Here is a 21,589-nt window from a genome sequence, read left to right as displayed (position 1 = left end):
CCGATCAATCGGCACACTTGATGCAATCAATGAGCCATGCCTTCGACGCTCTACAAGCATTGGCTGCAGCGCCTGCGTGACAGCCACAAGCCGGCCTACCTCCTCATCCCGGAGTTGTTGGCAGACGACCTGGCCAGCGGCCGTCTCTCACCGGGTGACCGGCTGCCGCCCATGCGGGCGCTGGCCGACGCGCTGGACCTGAACTACACCACCGTGGCCCGGGGCCTCGCCGAGGCGCAGAAGCGCGGCCAGATCGAGGCGCGTCCCGGCCGGGGCAGCTTCGTGCGCAGCGCGGCACCGGCCGTGCCCTTGCGCGGAGGCACGGCCGCCGAGATGACGATGAACCTGCCGCCCGAGCCGGACGACCCGGACCTGCTGGCCCGCATGGCGGACGGCTGCCGCCAGATGTACCAGGATCCCCGGCGGCTGCTCGCCCATCTGCGCTATCAGGACTTCGGCGGCACGCCGGCCGACCGCGATGCGGGCGCGCGCTGGCTCGCCACCATCATGGGCCCGACCCATCCGGATCGGGTTCTGGTGGGGCCCGGCATCCACGGCGTGCTGGCCGGCCTGCTGAGCATGCTGGTGCGACCCGGCGACACCCTGTGTGTGGAGTCGGTCAGCTACCCGGGCATCAAGGCCCTCGCCACGCAACTCGGTGTCAAGCTTTATGCCTTGCCCGTGGACAAGGAAGGCCCTTGCCCCGACCACTTCGAGGACGCGTGCAAGCACGTCGGCCCCAAGGCGCTGTACTGCAATCCCACGATGCTCAATCCCACGGCCATGACGATGAGCCCGCGCCGCCGCGAGGCGCTGGCCGACATCGCCCTGCGCTACAGCATCCCCATCATCGAAGACGACGCGTACGGGGCGCTGTCGAGCAAGCCCCCCGTCACGCTGGCCGAGCTGGCACCCGGGCTGACCTACCACGTGACCGGTTTCGCCAAATGCCTGGGGGCCGGATTGCGGGTGGCCTATGTGCACGCCCCCACCCCGCAGGCCACGCAACGGCTGGCCGGCGCGCTGCGGGCCCTGAGCGTGATGGCCGCACCTCCGACCGTGGCCCTGGCCACGCAATGGGTGAACGACGGCACCGCATCGGCCGTGGTGCAGGCCGTGCGGCGCGAAACCAATGTCCGTCACGCGCTGCTGGAGCGCCACCTGGGGCAGCACGAGATCTGGAGCCAGCCCGACTGCTTCCATGCCTGGCTGCGGCTGCCCGACACCCTGAGCCCGAACGAGGCCGCATCGTTCTGGCGCTCTCGCGGCGTGGCCGCCGTGGCCAGCACCGCGTTTGCCACCAACACGGCACCGCCACGGGCCGTGCGGCTGTGTCTGGGCGGTCCCACCACCCAGTCGCAATGCGAGCAGAGCCTGCGCGTCGTGGCCGATGTGCTGGCGCACCCCGAGCAGGTGCACGCCTCGGTGATGTGATGGCCACGCGGTACGAAGAACTGGCCGAGGCCCTCTCCCTGCGCATCCAGGCAGGTCAGCTGCGGCCCGGAGAGAAGCTGCCCTCGGTGCGCCAGGCCTGCCGCAACACCCACCTGAGTCCGTCGACGGTGTTCCAGGCCTATTACCTGCTCGAATCGCGCGGGCTCATCGAAGCCAGACCGCGCTCGGGCTATTACGTCTGCCACCGCACGCCCACAGCCGTGCGCCCCCCGTCGGCCGCAGACGTCTCCACAGCCACCACCGAAGTCGCCGTGTCGGAGCTGATCTTCGACGTGCTGCGCTCGACGCGCGATGCGGATGTCGTGCCGCTGGGATCGGCCTTTCCCTCGCCCGCCCTGTTTCCGCTGGACAAGCTGGCCCGCAGCGGTGCCCGCGCCATGCGGCACCTCGCCCCCACGGCCCTGACCGCCGAGCTCACGGCCGGCAACGAACGCCTGCGCAGCGCCCTGAGGGCCCGGTACACGCGCCACGGCATCACGCTCAACGCCGACGAACCCCTGATCACCAACGGGGCCATGGAGGCCCTCAACCTGTGCCTGCAGGCTGTCACCCGGCCGGGCGATGTCGTCGCGGTCGAAAGCCCCACCTTCTACGCCGCGCTGCAGGCGCTCGAGCGGCTGCACCTGCGCGCCGTCGAGGTGCCGACCGATCCGCAACAGGGCATGGACCCGGACGGCCTGGCCGAGGTCATCGCGCGGCACCGGCCCGCTGCCTGCTGGATCATGCCCAGCTTTCAGAACCCGCTGGGTGCGTTGATGCCGACTTCCCGGCGGCAGGCCATCGTGCAGCGGCTGGCCGCCGAAGGCATTCCCGTCATCGAGGACGATGTCTACGCCGAGCTCTTCCATGGCGCCACACGACCGCATCCCCTCAAGGCCTTCGATAGGGACGGGCTCGTGCTGCACTGCAGCTCGTTCTCGAAGTGTCTGGCGCCGGGCTATCGCATCGGCTGGGCGGCGGCGGGGCGGTATGCCACCACCGTCATGCGGCTGAAGATGATGGGCTCGCTCGGTGCCCCGGTCCCGTCACAGCTCGCGCTGGCCGACTACCTGGAACAAGGGGGGCTGGACAGCCACCTGCGGCGCCTGCGCCGGCAGTTGGCCGAGCAGGTCGGCCGGGTGAGGCGGTGGGTGCTGGCGCACTTCCCGCCGGGCACCTCCGTCTCGGATCCGCAGGGCGGCTACTTTCTCTGGGTCGAGCTGCCCGAGGGCATCGACACCCTGCGGCTGCATCAACAGGCCCTGGAAAAGGGCATCAGCCTTGCGCCCGGCCCGCTCTTCTCGGCTGACCACCGCTTCCGACATGCCTTGAGGCTCAATGCAGGGCATCCCGGTGACGATCGGGTGACGCACGCCATCAAGACACTGGCTGCGCTGATCAGGGCCGAGCCCCGTGGCACGGCCTGAGGCGCGATCGGGCCATGCGGCCGCTCACGAATTGAGCTTGAACCCCCCCACGATGTCGGCGAGTTGACCCGCCTGATCCTGCAAGGCCCGGGTGGCGGCAGCGGCCTGCTCCACCAGGGCGGCGTTCTGCTGGGTGCTCTGCTCCATGTGCCCAACCTTGCCTCCGATCGCCGCGATGCCGCGGCTCTGCTCGGTGCTGGCGTGGCTGATCTCCGCAACAATGGCGGTGACACGGCGCACGCTTTCCACCACCTGCTGCATGGTTTCCCCGGCGGTCATCACCTGCCGGCTGCCGGCCTCGACCTGTGACACGGAGTTGTCGATGAGGGTCTTGATCTCCCGGGCCGCGGTCGCACTGCGTTGTGCCAGCGAGCGCACCTCGCTGGCGACGACGGCAAACCCCCTGCCCTGCTCCCCGGCCCGCGCGGCTTCGACGGCGGCGTTCAGCGCCAGGATGTTGGTCTGAAACGCAATCCCATCGATGACACCGATGATGTCGACGATCTTGCGCGCCGAAGCCTCGATCCCGCCCATTGTGGTAACGACCTGGTCGACCACGGCTCCCCCGCGGGTGGCCACTTCCGAAGCCTGGCCCGTCAGGTCGTTCGCCATGCTGGCGTTGTCGGCGTTCTGGCGGACGGTCGACGTCAGTTCATCCATGGCCGACGCCGTCTCCGTCAGGGCGCTCGCCTGCTCTTCGGTCCGGTTGGACAGATCCAGGTTGCCGCTGGCGATCTCGGTCGAGGCCAGCCGGACCGACTCGGCCGATTCGCGCACCCGGTGAATCATCTGGGCGATCTTGTCGGCAAACCGGTTGAAGGCGGCCGCGATCTCGGCGAGTTCGTCATGCCCTTCCGAGGACAGCCGACGCGTGAGGTCGCCATCACCGGACGCGATCTCCTCGAGCGCGTCGCGCACGGTGTCCAGCCGATGCAGCTGTTTGCGGATGAGCACAGCAAGCAGCACCGTCGCGCCCCCCACGCAGACCACCATGATCGCGATGGCGAGGTTCAGCATGTCGCGTACTGGCGCGGTGGCCAACGAGTCGTCCACACCGACGACCAGCGTCCAGGGGGTGCCCTGCACACGGGCCGCGTACAGCATGGTGTCCGCCTCGCCCAGCCGCACGGTGGTGCGCGACTTGCCCTCGGCCAGCGTCTTCACGGCCTCGTGCGTCAATGCCGGCGCCACATCGGACACGGGTTTGAGCGTCATGGCCGCATCGGGATGCGCCAGCAGCTTGCCTTCCCCATCGACGAGGAAGGCCACGCTTTTCTCCATCGGACGGATGGCCGTGACGGTTCTGGTGACCGTGTCCAGATGCATGTCCGTTCCGAAGACGCCCTTGTACGCCCCCTTCGGACCAAACGGCTCGACGAAGCTGATGGTGAGCTTGCCCGTGCTGGCATCGACATACGCCGATGTCAGCGCAGGGCCTCCTGCTTCGATCGCCTGTTTGTACCAAGGGCGGGCCGTGCCGTCGTAGGTGGATGGCATGGGGTGATCGAAGACGATGCGCTTGTCCGCGTACACGATGTAGGCATCGTCGAAACCACCCGCCTGCTTCGCGGCCCCGATGAACGGCAAGGGATCCACCTGGTCCGCGGCCCGCTGCAGCGCAGACGTGACCCTTTGCTTGTCTTTCACCCAGGAGGCGAGGTCATCCGCATACAACTGAGTGAGCTGGCCGATGCGCTGGTCGATGCCTTTCAGGTTGTTGGACCGCGCCACGGCGAACGTGCCGAGGCAGACAGCCAGCAGGGAGCCGGCCGTGATCGTCACGCACACGGCAATCAATCGGCCACGCAGGGTCTTGAACATGAGGAAATCCTTTAATTGCGAGGGGCATCCGGAGGCGCGGACGTGGGGCCGTCCTGCACGGCGCGACCGCCCTGCCCTTCCGGGTAACGCTGTTATCGGCAAGGCTGGGCAGGAGGCTAAGGGTCCGCGTGCAGAAAGATCACGACGCCGGTTATCTATGTGCGATTTAAAATGGGCGTACAGCGCGAGTCACGCTTATTCAGGGGTGGACACGTGGCGCGACGACACAGTGGAAGCGACATAAGACCGTGCCGGATACACACCGCTCAGAACGCCACAGGCGCGACGAACGCGGCGTTGGCAAGGCAAGGGGACAAGGCATGGGTGAAGTTCCACATAGAAGGCGACAGGCGCCCTCCCGGGCGTTGTCCGAAAAAACAAGGTAAATAGCCGTGGAACTGGGTGAGAAAAGAGGAAGACCGCGAGGTTTGAAAATGGAGGTGGCGGCGGCCCATCTCCGTCCGCACCATTTCAGCTTCGTCCGCGCGGTGATGGAAGGGATTCCACTGCGCCGAGCCTGGGCAGCGTACATGGCGTTCGAAGGTGGGCCGGACGACGAACGGCACTTCCGGGCCAGGCTCCGTCAGTTGGTGCGGCAGATCGCATTCGCCAGCGAGCAACATGGACTCCAGGCGCCGCTGGGCGCCCTGAAGCTTAACGGCGCGCCCTTTTTATCGTCTTCCATCGTCGGCACCGCATCGCAACCTGAGGCAGAGAAACGCGACGCTCCCCTCTTCGCAACCTGGGTTCAGGACCGGTGCAATGAACTGGGCATCGAAGAAGACTATCAGACCCACGCCGAGTGGTTGTCCGAGTACGAGGAGACCTTCGGCTTCCGCCCGGACCAGCGCTCCATCTCTCGGGACGCCTCCGCGGAGCCGGACACGCCACGTCCGGCGACCGCCTGGGCCGAGCCGCTGGACCGTCGGCCTGCGCCACTCGATGCACTCAACCAGATCGCGACCGTCGTGGTGCGGCTGCCGCGTCTGGAGGATCCCCTGGCGTCGTGGCTCGCGCCGGGCCTTGTCCAGCAATTGAAGCGCACGCCCCAGTGGGTGGAAGCCAGCGGTCAAGCAACATTGGGCGACCTCATCGGCTTCATCAACCAGCACAGGCATCGGTGGTGGACACGGGTGCCGAGACTCGGACGGGATCGCGCCGAACGCATCGTGGCCTGGCTGGCTCCGCTTGCGGACAGTCTGGGACGCCCCCTGCACGAAGCCGCCCGGGTGCCGTTTGCCCTTCGCACCTTGGCATCGAAGGCCGGCAACGCGTCGCCCGCATCAGAATCGGCCAGCCCATCGGCAGCGGACTGCGCATGGCCGGAGTGGCTCCCAGCCCCCCATGACCGACAGGCCGCACAGCGTGACTGGGCCGAACTGCAGCGATGGTTGGACACCCATCGGGACGCCTCCCGCACCCATACCGCCTATCGAAGGGTGATGGAGCGCTTTCATCTGTGGTGCTGGGGCGAGCGGCAGCGCAGCTTCCGGGACATCCAACGCACCGATGTGGAGGCCTACACCGCGTTCCTGACTTCTCCTCCTGCCCACTGGATCGAGACGGGGCGTTCGGCTCGCAACAGTGCCGCGTGGCGCCCGTTGAAGGGAGGCTTGGGCGCGACCAGCCTGCGTCTGGAAATGACCGTGCTGCAAAGCTTCTTTCGCGCTCAAGTCGAGGCTGGCTGCATTTCCACTCATCCTTTCGAAGCGGCGCCCCCGCTGCAACGCATTGCAAGCGACTCAGTGCAGCACAGCGTGCGGCGCCTTGACGACGCCCAGTGGGCGTGGGTCTGGCATTGCTGGCATGCTCTGTACCGCCGGGTCGGCCCCGCTCCTGGCACATCGGCGCCGGACCAGCACTTCTTGCGTGCAGCATCGCTGCGTCGCACGCGCCTGGTGCTTGAGCTGGCAGGGTCAGTGGGGCTGAGTCTGCGCGAACTCGTCGGAACGCGGTGCGGTTCCCTGCATCCGGCAGACAGCAGGGCAGACGGCCCATGGCTTTTGACGGTGACGGGCAGACGTGGCCGAACGCGGGATGTCATGCTGGAAGCAGACATCAAGCAGCTTCTGGACCGGCATCACCTGGACATGGGTCTGGCCGAGACCACGTTTCACCCCCGCAGCGTGCGGCTTCGATCGGTGAGTGACACGGCGGGCAAGAGCACCGCCTTGTCTGCCCAGCGTCTTGCTGGCGAGGATGAGGGCTGGCGCCCGCTGATCGGGGCGTTGCGCCCAGGTCCGCCACGCTGGGAGCTCGACGCCAGGGGCCATCCCGCGCTCAACCGATCGGCACCCCGGAACGCCGATCGATTCGGTGCGCTGGACCCGGTCGCGCTGCACCAGGCGCTCAAGCGTTTTTTCAGGCAGTGCGCCAGTTTGGCCGAAACCCAAGAGGCTGAATTGAATCCGGAAGCCTTTCATCGCGCATCGCTGCAATGGCTTCGAGGGTTCTTTGAGGCATCGGCGTCTCAATCCCGCTGATGCCGACCGGTTGTACGGTACAACAGCCCACCACACAGTTGTACGGTACAACTGCCCTCGATGCGCGCATGCTGGGCCCTGCTGTTGTACGGTACAACCAGAACGACAAAAAAAGGCCGCCCGACGGCGGCCTGAGTCATTGCAGGGCGAAGACTCACTTGAAGATGTTCACCAGCCCGTCGACGAGACGGTCGGTCATCGCGGACGACAGAGGCGCGTCGAACTCGATCACGGTCCGCCCCTTTTTGTCGCGGAGCAGGCGGGCAAACCGACTTCCGTCCGGACGGGTCAGTTCCAGGTCTGCGCCCTGCTCCACAGTGACCTGCGCCGGCGCCGTCAGAAGTTGGTACACCGTCTTGGCCGACAGAATCTCTCCAGCTTCGCGGCGCCGCCGCACCTCCGCCGCGCGAGACAGCAATCCCGGAAGGTCCAGCTTGCGCGACCGCGTGAGAGCCGTCGCCCAGTTGTACTGGATCTCCGTGGGGCGACCGAACGCCGCGATCACGGCCTCGGGCAACTCCGCGATCTGGCAGGCCTTGGACACGTTGCCCTTGTCCACACCCAGCGCATCCGCCATCTCGGACATGCTGCCGAACAGCGCCCAACCTGGTTCGCCACCCTTCTGCTGCGGAATCACGGGCGAACAGGCACGCAAATACCAGAGGCCCTGCTCATACGCAGACAGGTCACGCCGGCCCCGGTTTTCACGCTCCATCTCGACGAACTGACCGCGCTCACTCAGGTTTTCAACGATGGCATTGACCTTGAGCCCCAGGTCCAGACACGCGCGGTGGCGGCGGTGCCCGTACACGATGGAGTAACGCTGAGGGCTGCTTCCAGGGATGGGGACAACCTTGATGGGCTGAACATTGCCGCCCGCCTGTTCGATCTCCTGCCGGAAGTCCTTGAAATCCGGGCTGTCGAAGCTCTCCGCCAGGCGGTTCGCAAACCGGCTGTGCTCGATCAGTGCCGGATCCAGGGCCACCACGGGCAGAGACTCCGACCACTTCTGCACTTCAGACTGAAGGTCGGTGACCTGTGATCGAAGCCGCGCGTTCTCGGTCTCGAGGCTGTTACGCCGCTCGGCCAGCAGTTCACCCGCCGCCGTGCGGGGGCGGCTCTCGCTGACCGCACTGCGAGCGGTCACCGCTGCATCCAGGTTACCCAGGCTCAGCATGGCACCAATGTCCGTCGGCCGGTTTCCACGTTTGCTGCTCATTCGTCTCTCCATCCAGCCCAGACGCTCTGCAACTGAGCGTCGACCTCATCGATGAATGCCTCGTAGGCATCAAATGCACGCGAATAGGTCCCCGCGCTGGCGGCGCTCTTGGGCAGGTCGTATACCGTGCCAAACCCGACGGCAGCCGTGCCGGCAATCGACGTGCGAGGGATCTCCGTTGCCAGCACCCGCTCTGCGTACACCTCCCTCAACCACCCTCTGACGATCCGACTCGAAGCGTCGTTGGCGTCCACGCGCGAAGCCAGGATGTTGACGAACTCGAACTTCTTGGCATCCCCCCTCAACTCACTCAGACTGTGGGCGATGTCGAGGTACAGGCTCCAGAACTGGCTCAGGGAGGCGAAGTCCAGCGTGCTGGGCGGAACAGGCACAACCAAACCATCCGACGCCATGACGGCGTTGATCGTCGTGTACGACAGGGAAGGGGGGGTGTCGATCACGATCACATCGTATTCGTCCCGCAGGGGGTCCAGCCCGAGGTCCAGCACCTTCCAGAATTCAAAGCCCGGATCGTCCTTCTGCCGCGCAGGCAACTTGAACTCCGCGGCATACAACCTCGTCATGGCCGGAACCAGATCGAGATCCGGCCAGTACGTCTCGCGCACTGCATACCGAGCATCGGTCTGTTCGCCACTGAACAAGGGCGACAGCGTGTGTTCCTCGTCGATTTCGACGCCAGGCAGAAGTCCGAACAAAGTGGTCAGCGAGGCCTGCGGGTCCACGTCCACCAGCAGCACCTTGTGACCACGCAGGCTCAGGCCCTGGGCCAGGGTTGCCGCCGTGGTTGTCTTGGTCACGCCGCCCTTGAAGTTGGCCACCGAAATCGTGATGCCGGCGAGCCCTTCCGGGCGAAGTCGGTCAGCGCGAAAATGCCGCGTCCACTTCTGCAACTCGGCCGTCGTCCATGTGCGGCGGCCACCGCCGTCGGGCATCGAGCCTTCGGGGAGCTCACCCTTGCGCGCGGCGTAGTTGATCTTGTTGCGGTCAGCGCCGGTAAAGTGTTCGAGCTGGCTGATGGTGAACGACGGTGCACTCTTGCGTGCATCGGGGCTCAACAGCGTGCCTCGGATTTTTTCGAGTGCCACTTCTGCGCGAGCAGACATGCGCTCGATGTCTTCGAGAGAAGCTTTTCGATCGTCTCTGAGCATCGTGTGGGAATGAGAGTGAAATGAATGACATCAATTCTATCGATGTACATCTCACTCGGCGACACTTCCACAAAAATCGCGTGATCCTCTCCGAAACGTGACTTTCACGGGTTCACGATGACTTCTGCCATGAGTCGCGCACGCCCGGTTCCTACGACCGGCCATTGTCTTCTGAATGGAAGATCTCATCAGGCAACCGTCGCCCGATTCAGAGCTATCTAATATCAATACAAATAAGATCTACCCCTGTGGGAAAGCCAAAAAACCTTTTCTGATCAAATACTTACATCGGCATGCCGTCCGGGTTTCAACCGCAGATGTCCAACTTTCAACCGCACATGTCCTGTCCGCCCCCGCTTGTGTCCAGGATTCTCCCGAACTGTCCGTCTTTCAACCGGCGTTATCCACAATGTCGTGAGCCCGCACGGCTTCGTTCCCGAAACCTCGCTTGATCTGAGTGGGGTCGTCCCGTCTTGCGCAGGCCACCATGCCGCAAGAGGCGGGTGTCCGGCATTCAACCGCGGTCGCGTTGTTGCATGCCCGTGCAATTGTCCCGGTTCCAACCGCAGCCCGGGACGAGGGTTGCGCTGTGATCGAGATCGCACGGTGGCTACGGTTGAAAGCTGGACACATCACTGCGCCGCGGTCGACTCTCCAACTGTCCGCGGTAAGGCAGCCCGTCCGGACATTTCGGTTAAACTGGAGGCATGAGTGACGATCCCTTGAACGCATCATTGCCGGCCTTGCGCAAGCCCAACGAGGTGCTGGTGATGATCAGCAAGGACAAGGGGATGACCGCCGTGGCGCGAAAGTTGTACACGGTGTTGCTGTGGGAGGCCCAGCAGCAGATGAAGGCACTGGGGCGGGTGCCCGAGGCCACCCACCTGTTCGAGATGCCGCTGCGGCGTGCCTTGTTGCTGGCGGGCAGCAGTACAGAGTCACGCACGATCGCGCAGGGCTACCTGCGGGAGATGCGCAAGATGGCCATCTCCTGGGAAGCGCCCGGGACGACGAACGGGCCCGAGTGGCGGGACATGGCGTTGTTGTCCCAGGCCGCCTTCGAGATGCGGCATGGCGAGCGTCTGGTCCAGTGGGCGTTTCCACCCGATCTGGTCAAGGCGCTGCTCGACCCGAAGCTGTGGACCTTGCAGGATCTGCCCATCCTGGCCCGGCTGGAGAGCTACGGTGCCATCGCGCTGTACGACATCTGCAGCCGTTACAAGAACAACCCCTCCGGGGTCACCAACCGCGCCGCGCCGGACTGGTGGGTGTCTGCCTTGTCGTCCTCACCCAAGAAGCGGGAGTGGCGCAAGGTGAAGAACGAGGCGGTCATGGCCGCGATGGCAGAAATCAACGAAAAGTCCGACATCGAGGTGGAGTTGCTGGAGCACCGGCAGGGCAGGGCGGTGACCGAGGTGCAGTTTGCCGTGCGCAAGAAGCGCCAGGACCGCCAGGCGGGTGCCGCCGTGGGGCCGGCTGCGGTGGCGCAGGGTGCCGGGGATGGCGGGGGACCGGTATCCGGTGCAGGGCAGGGGGCAGTGCGGGCCGCCGCCAGCGGACTGGGCCTGTCGGACGCGCAGCTTGAGGCGCTGAGCGGGCAGTACAGCGAGGAACGTCTGGTTCGTGCCTTGCTGGACACGCGTGCGCGGACCCAGCGCGCGGACCTGGCGCCCGTGCGCAACCAGCTGATGTACCTGATGAGCCTGCTCGATCCCCGGGCGCCGGACCCGCTGATGAGGGAGGTGCCGGGTGCAGCCGCACCCGTGCCCAGGCCTGCGGTGGCGCCGGCTCAGGACACCATCCGGGAAGATGCCAGCGAGGCGATGCGTCGCGAGCGCTTCGACCAGGCCGTGGCCGAGATCGCCCACCTGCCCGCTGAGGTACGCGGGCAGTTGTTGCAGAAGCTGGCCGCACAGCTGAAGGAAAAAGGTTTGCTCACACCTTCGATTGCCAAGCGGGTCCGCGAAGGAGATTGGACCTCTCCCCTTCTCAAGGCCGAGATGGTGAAGATGTTTCTGGCGGAGGCGCCATCGGCATCGCCGGCCTGATGGGGCGGATCGGGCGTCCCCGGTTCGGTCTTACCCACAGAAACTGTGGATAACCCTGTGGGCTTCGGGCGCGCAAGTCGCGTGTCCCCCTGCGCAGCACCTGGTGTGCTCAAGACGGAGGCAGTGGCCCGCCACCTGTCTCCGCTCAGGCAGCGAGCCCTTCTATGTCGGCTTCACCCTGTCCGGCTCAGACCAGCCCCGTCAGGTAGTACAGCGCGATCACGACGAACACCGCGGACGTCTTGATGCAGGTGATGGCAAAGATGTCCTTGTAAGACGTGCGGTGCGTGAGCCCGGTCACCATCAGCAGGGTGATCACTGCGCCGTTGTGCGGCAGGGTGTCCATCCCACCGCTGGCCATCGAAGCCACGCGGTGCAGCACCTCCATCGGAATGCCGGAAGCCGTCGCCGCGTCCTTGAACTGTTGGGCCATCGCCGCCAGCGCGATGCTCATCCCGCCCGATGCCGAGCCGGTGATGCCGGCCAGTGTGGTCACCGCAATCGCCTCGTTCACCAATGGATTGGGAATGGCCTTGAGCGCGTCGCGGATGACCAGAAAGCCGGGCAGGGCGGCAATGACCGCCCCGAACCCGTATTCGCTGGCCGTGTTGACTGCGGCGAGCAGGGAGCCGGCGATCGCTTGCTTGCTGCCCTCTGCAAAGCGCGATGCCACCGTGCGGAAGGCGAAAGCCAGCACGGTGAGAATGCCCAGCACGAGGGCGACCTCGACCGACCAGATGCCGATCATCGACTTGACGGCCACGTCGATCGGCTTGCTCAGACCAGCGAGGGTGACCGATGTGGTGGTGATGGTCGGGTCCGGCATGTAGACCGCTGGGAAGACGTGCTTGGTGAACGCCCAGTTGCTCACGCCCACCACCAGCAATGGCAGGATGGCGACCAGCGGATGGGCCGTGACGCCGGCTGCAGCCTGCTCGGGTTCGTTGGTGTGGCCCGTGCCGTAGCCTTCGTTGGCCCGCATGGCCTGTCGCAGGCGCCAGTTCAGGTACAGCATGCCCATCAACAGGATGTAGGCCCCTCCGAGAGTGCCCAGAATGGGCGCCGCGTAGATGTCCGTGCCGAAGAAACTGGTGGGGATGACGTTCTGGATCTGCGGCGTGCCGGGCAGGGCGTCCATGGTCAGCGTGAAGGCCCCCAGGGCGATGGTGCCGGGAATCAGGCGCTTGGGCAGATGGCCTTGCCGGAACAACTCTGCCGCAAACGGGTACACGGCAAACACCACCACGAACAACGAGACGCCCCCATACGTCAGGATGCTGCACACCAGCACGATGGCCAGCACCGCGCGCTGGCGGCCGGCCAGATGGATCACGGACGAGGTGATGGAGCGGGCAAATCCCGACAGCTCGATCACCTTGCCGAAGAGGGCGCCCAGCAGGAAGACCGGAAAGTACAGCTTGATGAACACGACGGCCTTGTCCATGAACAGGTCGCTGTAGACCGGCATGACCTCGGACGGGGCCGTGAGCAGGACGGCCCCCAGCGCGGCAATGGGGGCGAACAGGATGACGCTGAGGCCGCGGTAGGCCACGAACATCAGGAAGCTGAGGGCCGCGATGCAGATGAGGAAGCTCATGTGGCGCTCTCCATCCGCAGGCCATGTGCTGCCCGCCCCGTGTGCCGCGGTCGGGTCGCGAGCGCAAGAACGGCCGCACCGGCGGCCACGATCAGCGCGTCCTCGATCAGGCCGCTGCGGGTCTGGCCGATGCGCACCATGGCGCGCTTGCGTTGAGCCAGGGTCGCATAGGCGAGCGGCACGGCGGTGGCGATGGCGACCGCGGCGCCGGCTCGCTCTCTGCCAGACGGCGCCAGGGCGGCGCCTGCGATGCCGGCGCTCATCACGCGGGCCAGCAGGCCCAGGAAGACGGTGCGATCGGGTGCCGTCTTCATCTTGTCGCCGAGCAGCTCGCCGACGCCCATGGCGAGCGCCCCGAATCGGAAGAGCGGGCGGTCCAGGAGCATCAGCCTTCCCGGCGTGGAGGCCCCTGCGAGTCGCGCGGTCGCGATGGCGGCCATGGGCGTCATGGACCGTGCACTGGCCACGGCGCCTATGAGCGCTGAAAAGAGCAGGCTGGGCATCTTCATGGTGGAAACGCCCTCGGTTCTGGCCAGGGCGATGGGGTTGTAATGCGACGCCGGGAGCAAACGGCGCGCCTGACCCCTTCGCCTCGGCAGGTCCTACCCCATGCTGGAAGCGCGCCAGGTGCCCTGATCGAATCGCACCAGGCCCGTGGCATCGAACCGCCACAGATGCAGCCAGCCGTTCTTGATCAGCTGGCCAACCACCGCGTGCTTGGCGATCACCGCTTCGATGGCCGCCTGGGGGGCATCGATGACCACGGTCAGGCGCAAGGGCTCGTGCACCCAGCGGTCGCCGTCATGCAGAGACTGCCGGGACAGGCCGATGCGCAGGTCGCCGCCGTTGCCCTCGAACACGCCCAGGCAGCCGCCCACCACGTTGTGGAGCAGCTTGTTGCCGCTGCCGAGCCGTTGCGGGTCGCAGGTCGAGGCGTGGTACTGCCAGTTGATCCAGTGGGTGACGAGCATCGGTGCCGTCATCAGCAGTTCCAGGAGGCTGCCGTCCTCGTCGTGGCGGGCGTCGTAGTCGTGCAGAAAGCACCGACCGTCCAGCGCGACACCCCGGGTGCGATGCCGCGGGGCGATCACGAAGGCGGCGTTGCCCGCCAGCCCCCACTCGGGCCGGGTCTGGGCGCCGTCGTTGCCGCGACGGCGAAGCTGGTCCAGCAGGCCCTTTTGCGAGACGGGGGCTGTCAGGCCGAGGCGGGGTGCCCGCTCGCGGCGGACCTGGGCGCCTGCGCGCTCGAACACATCCTGCAGTTCAGCCCAGCGTGCACGCGCGGCCGCAGGCAGCAGGTCGATGTCGAAGCCTTCGATCTCGTCGGTGGTGGTGTTGTGCAGCGCGGCCACGAACACGGTCGAGGGCGGGATGACGAGGTCGCGTGCCTGCAGGCCCGCCCTCACTTCGGCCTCGTTGAGCAGGCGGGCCAGCGTGCGCGCGTTGACCTCGCCCGTTTGTCCACAGCAGGCGCCGCAGTCCAGTGCAGCCGCGTGCGCGTTGTTGGTTGACTGGCTTCCGTGTCCCACCAGCAGCACCATGGGCGCGAGCTGACGGTCCAGGCCCATGGCGTGCAGCACCCGGGCCGCCAGCGCCACCTTGGCGTCCAGATCCAGGCCTACCAGATGGGGCCGACAGAGCGGGCGATAGCGTGCAGGCAGCCCTGCAAGGTCGTCTCGTGCACGGGCCGTGCGGCCAGGCAGAAGCCAGTGGCCCAGCTTGCCCAGGTAACCGATGCCAGCGGCTTCGACGAAGGAGAAGGCCGCACCGGGCCAGCGGCTGGCGGCATGCCACTGATCGCCCAGGGCCAGCCGCAGGCGGCGGGTGTGGTGCGCGGTATCGTGCTCCTCGGCGTCGGTTCGCTTCGGAGCCGGATCGCTCTGCACGATGCAGTCCGTGGCCTCGACGCCCGGCGGGAGCAGCCCGGGCAACTGGGGTCGTCGGGCCTCGGTTGCCAGTGGGGTGTAGGCCACAGGCAGGCCGAAGAACCCCGCGAAGCCCAGTGTCTGGAAGCCCGGGGAGACTGCCTCGAGGGCGCGCCGCAAGGGCTCGCTGCGCACGTCGATGCAGAACGCCGCTTGCACATCCACCTTCTCTTCGGCCGCGGCTGCACCGGGTGCCATCTGCAAGCGCTGCGCAAGCTCGCGCTGGTAGCCCAGCTCCAGCGCAAGCTGCCAGACCTCGTCCACCAGCAGGTCCGCCTCGGCTTGCTGCAACACCGCCGGCGCTTGCTGCCAGGCCCGCTGCAGTGCCGAGAACGCCTGTCTGGCGGCCGTATCGTCCTTGCACTCCAGCAGCAAGGCGCCCCAGGCGAGGCGAATCGCGAGCAGCTCGCGCAGGTGGGTGTCGTGGCGGCCTTCCAGGCGCGCCTGCCACCCGAGGTAGGCGCACCACGACGCCCATCCATTGACGGTGAGCAGCACCGATTCCAGGTAGTCGGCCCACACCGCGGGCGGCAAGCCCAGACGCTGCATCACCCAGCGTTCGGCATCCTGCGCGGTGGCGGGCAGGGCGTCGATGGCGCGGCCGATGTGGGGCAGGCCCATGAGCAGGCCGATGCCATGGTCGTGCTGCAGCGTGTCCCGCCAGAAGGCATACAGGCCCTGTGTGCGCTGAGGTTGCCAGTCGGCCTGGTGCTCGTCGAAGTACGCCGCGCAGGACTGGCTGACCTGGTGCGTGATCGCCTGCCGCCATGACAACCGCGTGTGCCGTTGCGGGTCGTTGTCGAGCACGTCGATCAACAGCGGCAGCTGGGTCATGGGTGCGGGGTGCGCCAGCGCCTCGGCGCAGGTGTTCGCCGTGATGCGTTGCGCGCCGGCTTCCGGCAACTGCTGCAGGGCCTGGTCGAGGTCGGCTGGCGTGATGCGGCCCTCCCGCCACGCACGCTGCTGACGGGCGCGGGGCGGGAACACGTGGATGCCGGCCAGCACCGCCATGCGGGCCGCCACGCGGCGCACTGGCATGCCGATGCGGGACCAGTGCGGATTGACCGCAATGGCCCGGTCCAGCGGCCAGGCGGGGGCGATGGCCTGGCAGGCCTGGCTGCAGGCCCGCTCGATGTCATCGTGCAGCGCGTCGGTCTGCAGAGAAGCGGCAGCGAAGTCGATCATGGTTGTGTTCCCTGGGTGGCGTCGGCGGTGGCGGGGGCCCAGCGGGTGGGCCACAGGCGCAGTGCCAGGCGGGTGTAGGCTTCGTCCACGTAGAAGCCCGCATAGCTCCAGCGGCGCCAGCGGGCGAGCCACTGCGGTTGACGCTGCAGCAACGCCAGGCCGACATACAGGGCGGCCATGCCGGACAGGGCGATGAGGCCGAGCCCGTTGTGCGGCATGTCGATGATGCCGAGCGGCACCGCGTGAGCCAGCAGCGCGAGCCCCGTCAGTGCGCCCACCACGAGCATGCCGAAGAGGGCCTGCCGCCAGGGTGCAGGCGAGCCGACGGGCAACCAGAGGAGCGGCGCCCAGGCCAGCCCCAGCAAGGCGCTCCACCACCCTGGCCAGGACGTCGGCCCGATCCCCATCTGGATGCCGAGCACCGTGGCCACCGCAACCACCGGCGCCAGCACCAGGCTTGCGCCGCCGGGCAGCGTGGGGCCGTGCAGGGCCTGAAGGCGGGTCTGTCGGACGACCGACGAGGCGGCCAGGAAGGCATGGGCCTTGTACAGCGAGTGGCCGACCAGGTGCAGTGCGGCCAGGGTGTAAAGCCCCAGCGCACATTCGAGCACCATGAAGCCCATCTGGGCCACGGTGGACCACGCCAGCCGGACCTTGACGCTGATGCGCGTGAGCATCACCATGCCGCCCAGCACCGCCGTCGCCAGACCGAACACCAGCAGCACGGCCCGCGCGGGGGCGGCCTGTTCCAGCAAGGGCGCAAACCGGATCAACACGAAGCCGCCCAGGTTGACGACCCCCGCATGCAGCAAGGCGGAGACGGGGGTGGGCGCTTCCATCACCTGGATGAGCCAGCCGTGCACGGGCAGCAGGGCCGTGCGCAGGATGACCGCCAGCACCAGAGCCAGCGCGCTGGCGTGCAATGACACCGACATGCCATGGGCCGCCACGTGCGTGGACAGGGCGGACAGACTGCCACTGCCGACCTCTGCCCAGGCCAGGCCCGCGGCGCCCAGCAGCAGGCCATCGGCCACGCGGTCGGCCAGGCGCTTCTTGTAGGCCGCCAGCCGGGCAAAGGGGCGCTCGGGGTAGAAGCACAGCAGGTGTTGCAGCGCGGCCCCGACGGCCGTCCAGGCGGCCACCAGCAGCAACCAGTGGTCGGCCATCAGAAGCAGATGCACGGCCGTCAGCACCGCGGCCAGTGCGGCCAGGTAGCGGCGCTGGCCCGGCTCGCCTTGCAGATAGCGTGCAGAAAAGGCGCCAATGACCGTGCCGAGCAGCTGCACCAGCAGCGCCATGATCCGCCCGAAGGGTGTGGGCTGCAAGAGCCCGTTGCCGTTGACACCGGGCACGGCGCCACACAGGGTCAGAACCAGCCACCCCACGGCGCCCACCGAGAGCACGAGGAAGGCACGCCACAGTGCGGCCATCGACAGGGAGGGCAACCCGGTCAGCGCTGCCATGGCCGCCATCAGCCCGGCGGGCGCGAGGACGCTCGCCCACATCGCCCAGGTTGCTGTTTCCATCTCGTGATCCTTTCCAGCCTCAACGCCGGGATGATGCTTGCCGGTGGCTGTTCTGTAAATTACATTGATAAGAACGCATTGATACGAAAAACAGAATGAACGGATTGGACCAACTCAATTTCCATCACTTGTTCTACTTCTGGCGGGTGGCCAAACTGGGCCATCTGACGCGCGCCGCCGAGGAACTGCACACGGCCCAGTCCGCGGTCTCCTCCCAGATCCGCCAGCTCGAGGAGCGCCTGGGCGAGGACCTGTTCATCCGGGAAGGGCGTCGTCTGACCCTCACCGATGCCGGGCAACTCGTGCAGGCCTATGCAGACAACATCTTCGGTCTGGGGCAGGAAATGCTGGGCCGCCTTCAAGGGCGCGTGGCGGGCGTTCGGCGGCTGCGCGTGGGCAGTGTGGCCACCCTGTCCCGCAACTACCAGGAGAACTGGATCCGCCCCTTGTTGGCCGAGCCGGACGTGGTCCTGACGCTGGAGTCCGGTGTGCTCGAGGGCCTGCTGGCTCGCCTCGTGCAGCATCAACTCGATGTGGTGCTGGCCAATGAAACCGTGCCGGCCGACCCAGACCGGCCCTTCCATTGCCGGTTTCTCGGAAGCCAGTCCATCTCGCTGGTCGGCCCGGCCAGCCGGTGGCACGGGCGTACCCTGCGCATCCCGGAAGACCTCGATGGACTCGACATCGCCCTGCCCGGGCCGCGGCATGCGCTGCGCGCCCAATTCGACGCCTTGTGTGCTTCGGCCGCCGTCACGCCGAGGGTGCGCGCGGAAGTCGACGACATGGCCATGCTGCGCCTCATTGCGCGCGACAGCGGCTGGCTCACCGTGCTGCCCGAGGTGGTGGTGCAGGATGAACTGCGTGCGGGCCTGCTGATTGCCGTGGGGCGTTCCACCGCGCTGCAGGAGCGCTTTTATGCGATCACGACGCCCCATCGCCACCGCATCGACGTGCTTGAAACGCTGCTGTCCGGGCATCCGGCCGCGTCGTGACGCCGGCCGCGTGGCGCCTCAGAACGTCGTCACGTGGAAGGTGGCGCGGCCGGCGCGCTTGGCCGCATAGAGCGCCTGATCGGCCTTGTCCAGCAGCGCGGCGCCGGTTCCAGCACCCCCGGAAAACACCGCCACGCCGATGCTGGTGGAGGTCTGCACAACCCCGTCCTGAACCTGCATCGGTTCTTCCATGGCCCGTTCGATCTTGCCGGCCACCAGCGTGGCCTCGTCCTCATGGTGCAGGCCCTCCAGGATGACGGTGAACTCGTCTCCCGCCAGCCGGCACACGGCGTCGGTCGTGCGCACGGAAGCCACCAGCCGTTGCGCAAAGCCCTTGAGCAGGTCGTCACCCACACCGTGGCCACGTGTGTCGTTGATGTGCTTGAAGCGGTCCAGGTCCAGATACAGCAAGGCCATCGCCCGGCCCGATCGGCGCGCCCGCGCCATCGCTTCATCGAGCTTCTCTTCGAAGTAGCGGCGATTGGGCAGGCCGGTCAGGCTGTCGTGCCGCGCCAGTTCAAGCAGCTGCTGCTCGTAGACCTTGGACTGGGTGATGTCGAAGGTCAGCGCGTGCACGCCATGCACCTCGCCCGACGCGCCAAGGTCCGGGATGTAGAGCGCCATCACGTGGCGGTGCGTGTCTCCGTGCTGCAGCTGCGTGGTGAACTCGACCCGTTCGCCGCACAGCGCCGATCTCAGCTTGCGGGTCCACGTTTCGTCCCTCAGCAGGGCATCGAGTGGCCGGTTCACGATGTCGGCAACCGGGCGGCCGAACCACTGCTCGAACGTGGCGTTGCAGAAGCGGTAGATGCCTGCTGTGTCGATGTAGGCGATCAACACGGGCAGGTTGTTCGTGATGGCCCGCAGCTGCGCCTGGTTGGTGGCCAGCAGCTGTTCCGCTTCCTTGCGGTCGGTGATGTCCAGCGTCATCTCATAGACGCCACACACCTCGCCGTCCGGGCCCTTGTCCGGAATGAAATAGTGCAGCTGGTGGCGCTTGCCATCGCGCTTGCGGGTGGTCTCGAACTGAACGGCGTGCCCTGCGAGCGCCTGCCTGAACCAGGGCTCGATCACCTGGCGCTCTTCCTTGTCGAGAAAGTCGCGCGCAGCCGCTCCGAGCAGCGCGCGTTCCGGCAGACCCAGCGTGCGGGCGCGGTGGGTGTTGACGCTGATGAAACGCCCCTGTCGGTCCATCACCGCGATCTCCGCGGGCATGTTGTCCATGATGTCGCGCAGGTGACGCTCGCTGGCCGCCAGTTTCTCTTCCCATGCCTTGCGATCCGAGATGTCGCGCATGAACGCATGGGCAATCCACTGCCCCCCTTCCTTCAGCGCCGACACGGACAGCTCGACGGGGATGAGCCGGCCGGTCCGGTGAAGGGCCATCACCTCGATGCGCTGGCCGATGACGGGGCCCATGCCCGATCCGAGGAAGTGTGAGAAACCGCGGTTGTGTGCGTGGCGGTGTTCGGCCGGGATCAGCACCTGATCCAACGGCAGCCCGAGAACGTGGGCCCGCGGCCAGCCGAACGTCTCCTCGGCTTCCTGGTTCCACTCGGTGATGCCCCCGTTCGCGTCGATGCTGACGAAGGCATCGCCCGCGTGCTCCAGCACCGCGCGAAGCCGGCGCTGGATGTCGAGTTGTGCCGACTCGGCCTGCTGCTTGTGCAGCCGCACGGCGTTGTAGACCTCTGCCAGTTCGCGCAGGTCCTTCGGGCCGGATTGCAGGGGCAGGGGCTGGTCATTGCCTTGGGTGGCTGCCTGCAGTTCCCGCTTCAGCTGCACCAGCGGGCGCAGTTGCCTGCGCGTCACCGCGCCCATCAGCAGGCCCCCCAGGCCGGCGAACACCACCGCCCCCACCAGCAACTGGTCCGAGCGGGACTCGATGGGGGCATAGGCTTCCGCCGTCGGGTAGGCCCCGCACAGCACCCAGGGGACCGAGGTCAATGACTTGAAGGTGTACAGCGCCTTCAGACCCTGGCTGTTCACGCCTTCGATCGTGCCCTCGAAGCCGGCCAGGGCCTGATGCAGGGGCTGGCTGACCGAGGCCGGCGGCACCGGGCTCATGATGCGCTTCACGTCGTGGTGAAGCACGAACCGCGGTGCCTCGCCTTTCGAGGCCAGATAGAAGTAGCCACCCTGGCCCACACGGGTCTCGCGCAGGGATGCCAAAAAGTTGTCGCGGGTCAGGATGAGGCTGCCCAGCAGGGCGCCTGCGACTCTGCCGTGCGCGTCGCGAATCGGGGCAGCAAACACCAAGGTCGGCTCGCCGGTCATCTTGTTGGCCAGCGGCTCCGAGATCACGACCTCGCCCGTGCGCATCGCCTTCTGAAAGTAGGCTCGGTCTGCGACGGAGATCACGCCTTCGTTCGGGCGCACCGGCCATTCGGTGATCACACGGCCTGTGGCGTCGGTGATCACAACGATGTCGAACAGGCTCTGAAACAGCTTTCTGTGAGAGAAGTCGGCCCGCAGCGCCGCGGGCTCGGGCAGCAGTTCGGCATTGATCGTCTGCGCCACCGTGAGCACCGCCCGCTTGCGCAACAGCAGCTTTTCATCGAGGTCCTCCGCCACGCTGCCGACCAGCGCGCCCTGAGCCGCAAACGCTGCCTGGCGCAGATCAGACCGCAAAACCGAGATGCCGGCCGCCGACAGCACCGCCACCCCGAAGAGGACGATGATGGTGGCCCAGAGGGTGACGCGGCCCTGGATGCTGAGGGAGGAATAGAGCTTCACGGTACGGTGGCGTGGCGATGCCACCGT

At 66.8% G+C, this 21,589-nt stretch carries 13 protein-coding genes; 5 read left to right on the top strand and 8 right to left on the bottom strand.

Annotated elements, in window-relative coordinates:
• The first annotated feature begins 36 nt into the window (after positions 1-36).
• Together QZ709_RS09910 and QZ709_RS09905 are read left to right on the top strand one after the other, a co-directional pair.
• The gene (locus QZ709_RS09910; protein WP_294637110.1) at positions 37-1,434 is read left to right on the top strand and encodes a PLP-dependent aminotransferase family protein; all 1,398 of its coding nucleotides are present in this window, start codon (positions 37-39) and stop codon (positions 1,432-1,434) included.
• The gene (locus tag QZ709_RS09905) at positions 1,434-2,861 is read left to right on the top strand and encodes a PLP-dependent aminotransferase family protein (protein WP_294637108.1); all 1,428 of its coding nucleotides are present in this window, start codon (positions 1,434-1,436) and stop codon (positions 2,859-2,861) included. The genes QZ709_RS09910 and QZ709_RS09905 overlap by 1 nt, the downstream gene beginning before the upstream one ends.
• A 24-nt stretch (positions 2,862-2,885) precedes the next feature.
• On the opposite strand, the gene QZ709_RS09900 is transcribed toward QZ709_RS09905, so the two are convergent.
• Positions 2,886-4,682, bottom strand: coding sequence for a methyl-accepting chemotaxis protein (locus QZ709_RS09900; protein WP_294637107.1), 1,797 nt, complete (start codon positions 4,680-4,682; stop codon positions 2,886-2,888).
• A gap of 530 nt (positions 4,683-5,212) precedes the next feature.
• On the opposite strand from QZ709_RS09900, the gene QZ709_RS09895 reads away from it, so the two are divergent.
• The gene (locus tag QZ709_RS09895) at positions 5,213-7,165 is read left to right on the top strand and encodes a phage integrase family protein (protein WP_294637106.1); all 1,953 of its coding nucleotides are present in this window, start codon (positions 5,213-5,215) and stop codon (positions 7,163-7,165) included.
• A gap of 154 nt (positions 7,166-7,319) precedes the next feature.
• Here the strand turns inward: QZ709_RS09895 and QZ709_RS09890 are convergent, their stop codons facing one another.
• Together QZ709_RS09890 and QZ709_RS09885 are read right to left on the bottom strand one after the other, a co-directional pair.
• The gene (locus QZ709_RS09890) at positions 7,320-8,384 is read right to left on the bottom strand and encodes a ParB/RepB/Spo0J family partition protein (RefSeq protein WP_294637105.1); all 1,065 of its coding nucleotides are present in this window, start codon (positions 8,382-8,384) and stop codon (positions 7,320-7,322) included.
• Positions 8,381-9,508: an AAA family ATPase gene (locus tag QZ709_RS09885; RefSeq protein WP_294637104.1), complete on the bottom strand. Its 1,128-nt coding sequence runs from the start codon at positions 9,506-9,508 to the stop codon at positions 8,381-8,383. The genes QZ709_RS09890 and QZ709_RS09885 overlap by 4 nt, the downstream gene beginning before the upstream one ends.
• 752 nt (positions 9,509-10,260) lie before the next feature.
• On the opposite strand from QZ709_RS09885, the gene QZ709_RS09880 reads away from it, so the two are divergent.
• Positions 10,261-11,601, top strand: a complete 1,341-nt coding sequence (locus QZ709_RS09880; protein ID WP_294637103.1) for a replication initiation protein — start codon at positions 10,261-10,263, stop codon at positions 11,599-11,601.
• Between the two features lie 187 nt (positions 11,602-11,788).
• Here QZ709_RS09880 and QZ709_RS09875 read toward each other — a convergent pair whose 3' ends face one another.
• The 4 genes from QZ709_RS09875 to QZ709_RS09860 all read right to left on the bottom strand — a co-directional run bounded on the left by QZ709_RS09875 (position 11,789) and on the right by QZ709_RS09860 (position 17,834).
• Positions 11,789-13,198: a GntP family permease gene (locus QZ709_RS09875; RefSeq protein ID WP_294637102.1), complete on the bottom strand. Its 1,410-nt coding sequence runs from the start codon at positions 13,196-13,198 to the stop codon at positions 11,789-11,791.
• On the bottom strand, positions 13,195-13,707 hold the full coding sequence (locus tag QZ709_RS09870) for a hypothetical protein (protein WP_294637101.1): 513 nt from the start codon (positions 13,705-13,707) through the stop codon (positions 13,195-13,197). Before QZ709_RS09870 ends, QZ709_RS09875 begins: the two co-directional genes overlap by 4 nt.
• Before the next feature lie 93 nt (positions 13,708-13,800).
• Positions 13,801-16,308 carry a YbcC family protein gene (locus QZ709_RS09865; RefSeq protein ID WP_294637100.1) on the bottom strand — a complete coding sequence of 836 codons (2,508 nt, stop codon included), beginning with the start codon at positions 16,306-16,308 and terminating at the stop codon, positions 13,801-13,803.
• Positions 16,305-17,834: an NADH-quinone oxidoreductase subunit L gene (locus QZ709_RS09860; protein ID WP_294637099.1), complete on the bottom strand. Its 1,530-nt coding sequence runs from the start codon at positions 17,832-17,834 to the stop codon at positions 16,305-16,307. The genes QZ709_RS09865 and QZ709_RS09860 overlap by 4 nt, the downstream gene beginning before the upstream one ends.
• A gap of 95 nt (positions 17,835-17,929) precedes the next feature.
• Here QZ709_RS09860 and QZ709_RS09855 point away from each other — a divergent pair, with 95 nt between their 5' ends.
• Positions 17,930-18,826, top strand: coding sequence for a LysR family transcriptional regulator (locus QZ709_RS09855; protein WP_294637098.1), 897 nt, complete (start codon positions 17,930-17,932; stop codon positions 18,824-18,826).
• A gap of 18 nt (positions 18,827-18,844) precedes the next feature.
• Here the strand turns inward: QZ709_RS09855 and QZ709_RS09850 are convergent, their stop codons facing one another.
• The gene (locus QZ709_RS09850; RefSeq protein ID WP_294637097.1) at positions 18,845-21,562 is read right to left on the bottom strand and encodes a PAS domain S-box protein; all 2,718 of its coding nucleotides are present in this window, start codon (positions 21,560-21,562) and stop codon (positions 18,845-18,847) included.
• Between the last annotated feature and the right edge of the window lie 27 nt (positions 21,563-21,589).

It is taken from the genome of uncultured Aquabacterium sp. (assembly GCF_913773725.1).
Lineage (GTDB): Bacteria > Pseudomonadota > Gammaproteobacteria > Burkholderiales > Burkholderiaceae_C > Aquabacterium.
Note: the sequence above shows the minus strand (reverse complement) of the source record. Positions and strands in the feature narration are given on the sequence as shown.

Bases quoted from the DNA above. Each gene is read 5' to 3' on its own strand.
- QZ709_RS09890 (WP_294637105.1), bottom strand. From the start codon at position 8,384: ATGAGCAGCAAACGTGGAAACCGGCCGACGGACATTGGTGCCATGCTG.
- QZ709_RS09860 (WP_294637099.1), bottom strand. From the start codon at position 17,834: ATGGAAACAGCAACCTGGGCGATGTGGGCGAGCGTCCTCGCGCCCGCC.
- QZ709_RS09875 (WP_294637102.1), bottom strand. From the start codon at position 13,198: ATGAGCTTCCTCATCTGCATCGCGGCCCTCAGCTTCCTGATGTTCGTG.
- QZ709_RS09900 (WP_294637107.1), bottom strand. From the start codon at position 4,682: ATGTTCAAGACCCTGCGTGGCCGATTGATTGCCGTGTGCGTGACGATC.
- QZ709_RS09865 (WP_294637100.1), bottom strand. From the start codon at position 16,308: ATGATCGACTTCGCTGCCGCTTCTCTGCAGACCGACGCGCTGCACGAT.
- QZ709_RS09880 (WP_294637103.1), top strand. From the start codon at position 10,261: ATGAGTGACGATCCCTTGAACGCATCATTGCCGGCCTTGCGCAAGCCC.
- QZ709_RS09885 (WP_294637104.1), bottom strand. From the start codon at position 9,508: ATGTCTGCTCGCGCAGAAGTGGCACTCGAAAAAATCCGAGGCACGCTG.
- QZ709_RS09910 (WP_294637110.1), top strand. From the start codon at position 37: ATGCCTTCGACGCTCTACAAGCATTGGCTGCAGCGCCTGCGTGACAGC.
- QZ709_RS09855 (WP_294637098.1), top strand. From the start codon at position 17,930: ATGAACGGATTGGACCAACTCAATTTCCATCACTTGTTCTACTTCTGG.
- QZ709_RS09895 (WP_294637106.1), top strand. From the start codon at position 5,213: ATGGCGTTCGAAGGTGGGCCGGACGACGAACGGCACTTCCGGGCCAGG.
- QZ709_RS09870 (WP_294637101.1), bottom strand. From the start codon at position 13,707: ATGAAGATGCCCAGCCTGCTCTTTTCAGCGCTCATAGGCGCCGTGGCC.
- QZ709_RS09905 (WP_294637108.1), top strand. From the start codon at position 1,434: ATGGCCACGCGGTACGAAGAACTGGCCGAGGCCCTCTCCCTGCGCATC.